4 protein-coding genes are annotated in these 2,853 nt (G+C 36.6%); all 4 read right to left on the bottom strand.

Going from position 1 to position 2,853, the window contains the following annotated elements:
- Positions 1-324 precede the first annotated feature (324 nt).
- Complete coding sequence (locus AC6F8J_RS14795) at positions 325-864, bottom strand: hypothetical protein (protein WP_500724396.1); 540 nt, start codon at positions 862-864, stop codon at positions 325-327.
- A 2-nt stretch (positions 865-866) separates the two neighbouring features.
- Positions 867-1,928, bottom strand: coding sequence for an N-acetylmuramoyl-L-alanine amidase (locus tag AC6F8J_RS14790; protein ID WP_500724395.1), 1,062 nt, complete (start codon positions 1,926-1,928; stop codon positions 867-869).
- Positions 1,929-2,138: 210 nt separating this feature from the next.
- On the bottom strand, positions 2,139-2,432 hold the full coding sequence (locus AC6F8J_RS14785; protein WP_500724394.1) for a hypothetical protein: 294 nt from the start codon (positions 2,430-2,432) through the stop codon (positions 2,139-2,141).
- 71 nt (positions 2,433-2,503) lie between these two features.
- The gene (locus AC6F8J_RS14780; RefSeq protein WP_500724393.1) at positions 2,504-2,614 is read right to left on the bottom strand and encodes a hypothetical protein; all 111 of its coding nucleotides are present in this window, start codon (positions 2,612-2,614) and stop codon (positions 2,504-2,506) included.
- Positions 2,615-2,853: the final 239 nt, after the last annotated feature.

Genomic DNA, 2,853 nt, shown 5'->3' with positions numbered 1-2,853 from the left:
TGGCAATAGCTAACTTTCCATCTCTATTTTTAGTTTCAACAATTTTAAACTCTATTGGTGAATGATGCTGATCATGAATGACGACATTAGAACCCATAACAGCCAGCTCGTTCAAAAATAAACTAATCTTAAAGCTATTAGAATGAAGGAGTATTCCTATTATGGTCAGGACAATAACTATTCTTAGATAAATGTTTTTCATATAACTCTAGTACTCACATTCTAAAGGAATCAGAAACCTTTGAGTTGTTTTTTAAAAGCATATATGCATAAAATCTTTCACGTAAGCTATTTTCTGGATTGCAAGAGTAAATTCTTGGCAAATCACTCCTGCAAGGGTATTCTAGTAATAACCACACCATCCTGATGAATAGTATCACTATGCTTGTCTTCATAATCAAGTGTCATCGTTTTTGCTTCAGAGATTTCTATTAACAAGCTTTTCAACCCAAAGATAAAATCACCTGGATTCGAATAGCTTTCATTGTTATTTGATTCGAAGTTTCCAAAACCATCACTCATAACCAAAATAATATCTTCATCAATTAAATACGCATCATAAACCGTAAGGTCCAAGAAAATACAATCACCTTCACCGGTTTTTCCATATGAAACATCCATTTCACTTAAGTGTTTCATCCAATGATTTACGACATCTTCAATTGGCATTTCTTCAATAACCATCTCCGATGAATGAAGTTCGCCACTTAAAGGTTCAATATAGTCAAACTTTATCCTTTGAGCCCGAACAATTACTTTTGGATAAGCACCATTTGAAATTGTCATAGTTTCATCTGTTTCGACATGTCCACACGAGCAAAACAATACCAAGGATGCAAGAATCAGAAAAATATATTTTCTCAAATTTAGTACCCCCACCAAAATTTCCGTATACCAAGATACACACTGTATGCCATTGCATCTCTGTCAGCCACACTATCCAACTCTTGATAGTCGGTTGGATCGGTAATATATGCGAGTTCAACCAAAACAGCCGTCATATCAGTATCTCTAAGAACTTGATAGTTACCTTCACGATTCCAACGTTGATCGGTTCCATGCCTAGATGTTATTTTAGCGGTTATTTCATTGGCAAGGCTTGTGCTTGTTGACACATGATGGTTTGTTGGCCAAAACGCCTCTGTACCATCAGCACCTGTACCACCACCATTACAATGTAAACTGATAAACAAATCCGCATTATTATCATTGGCAATATTAACACGGGCAGCAAGATCACTCGACAGATTACTCGAAAAATAGGTATCTGTGCTCCTGGTCATGATTACTGTAGCACCTTTGTTTTGTAGATCTGCTTTAAGGAAGTTCCCTACCTCCAAAACAATATCTTTTTCCTTAGTACCATCGGCTGCTGTAGCATTGTTCCAAATCCCACCATGTCCAGGATCAATTACAATTGTTGGATTTGGTACATTTGGGATACTTCTTATTAAGTTGTCAAGTTCTGATTGATCTCTAGAAACACGATTTACCCCTTCAGTATAGCTAAACTCACCTACGTTTTCAAGTTCTCTACCTTCAACATAAAAGTAGATTGTAGATACATCTGTATTCATAAATATGGTTTCCTGTATACCCCACATGAACATTTCGAACTCGTCTGATGTAGGATCCAAATCATGAAAATTACTTGATAAGTCAATTTTTATGGCCCTTTTACTCTCTTTCAGAGATAGCAACTGAATTTTGCCGCCATGGTACCTAAATGTTCGAGAAGCAATACTTAACCATTTTTTCACCATATCATCAGTTGTCTGACTATCATCACGGAATTCTACCTTTTGTCCTGTGGCAGTATCTAGATAAACCAGAGTGTTTATCATCTGTTCTCCTGAAGCTGCTTTCGCAGGTACACTAATTGTCAATATAAGCATTAAGAGCATTGTTATTCTAATAATTTTTTTCATTTAATTTCCTTTCCATTCTTATCCAATATTTTGTTTCTGGTATATCGAATACCAAAGTTGACTAGCATTGATGATTTCTTGTCAATAGTGGCTAAATGCTTGTATTATAAACAGGCTCATCAATCAACACACCATCTATCCATGCATAACCAGAAACATAAAGTTAATAGTAATATCCACTTGGCACATACCAGTCGGCCATGACAGTAGCTACCCGAAGTCTTTCGTGACCGTCCAAGTCCCGTCTTTGTACTTCCTCAAGATACATGTTACTCTGGTTTTTTCGGCGGTCCGTGCAACAATGCTTCCGAACACCGATGCTTTGCCACTGCTAGATATAGCCAGATCACCCTTTAGTGACTGTACATCCACATACCTTAGCTCCGGTTCGGTGACAGCAATACTTAAGTCTGCTTTCGATGGTTTCTCCCTCGCATTTGCAGGCATGGGGATTGCAATAATCACCATAACCATTGCGAGTAATAGAATGGTTTTCAGTTTCATTAGTTACCTCCTTTGTCTCTGTGAATTAATCTTTACACTTAGAAGACGGGAGGAAAGAGGAAAACATTACACTATTCTGAAACTTTTTTTATTTTTTCTGCAATTTTTAACATGATACTTATTTTTTCTCTGCCTTCAAGAGTTAAAACTGTTCCATTATCCGACCAGCTGATGGTGATCATGCCATCTTTTATTGGTCATATAGCCATCATTGTCGTTAATCGGTACCATCTCTATATCTGACTGTTCACTAGTTAGTTTCTTATGTGAAATAATAAATTTGATTAGGGTGTCAAAAGTACATTAGGCACCCAATTTTGCGAATATTTTTTTACGTTTGAAAAGGACTAAAACTTCCGTGGAAATTCTGTCTTAAAAGTGCCTGAAGCCATTGATTTCAATGGGAAAATGAATCATTACA

It is taken from the genome of Petrocella sp., from assembly GCF_059865615.1.
The sequence above is the reverse complement of the archived record's forward strand: the minus strand, read 5'-3'. Positions and strand labels throughout refer to the sequence as shown.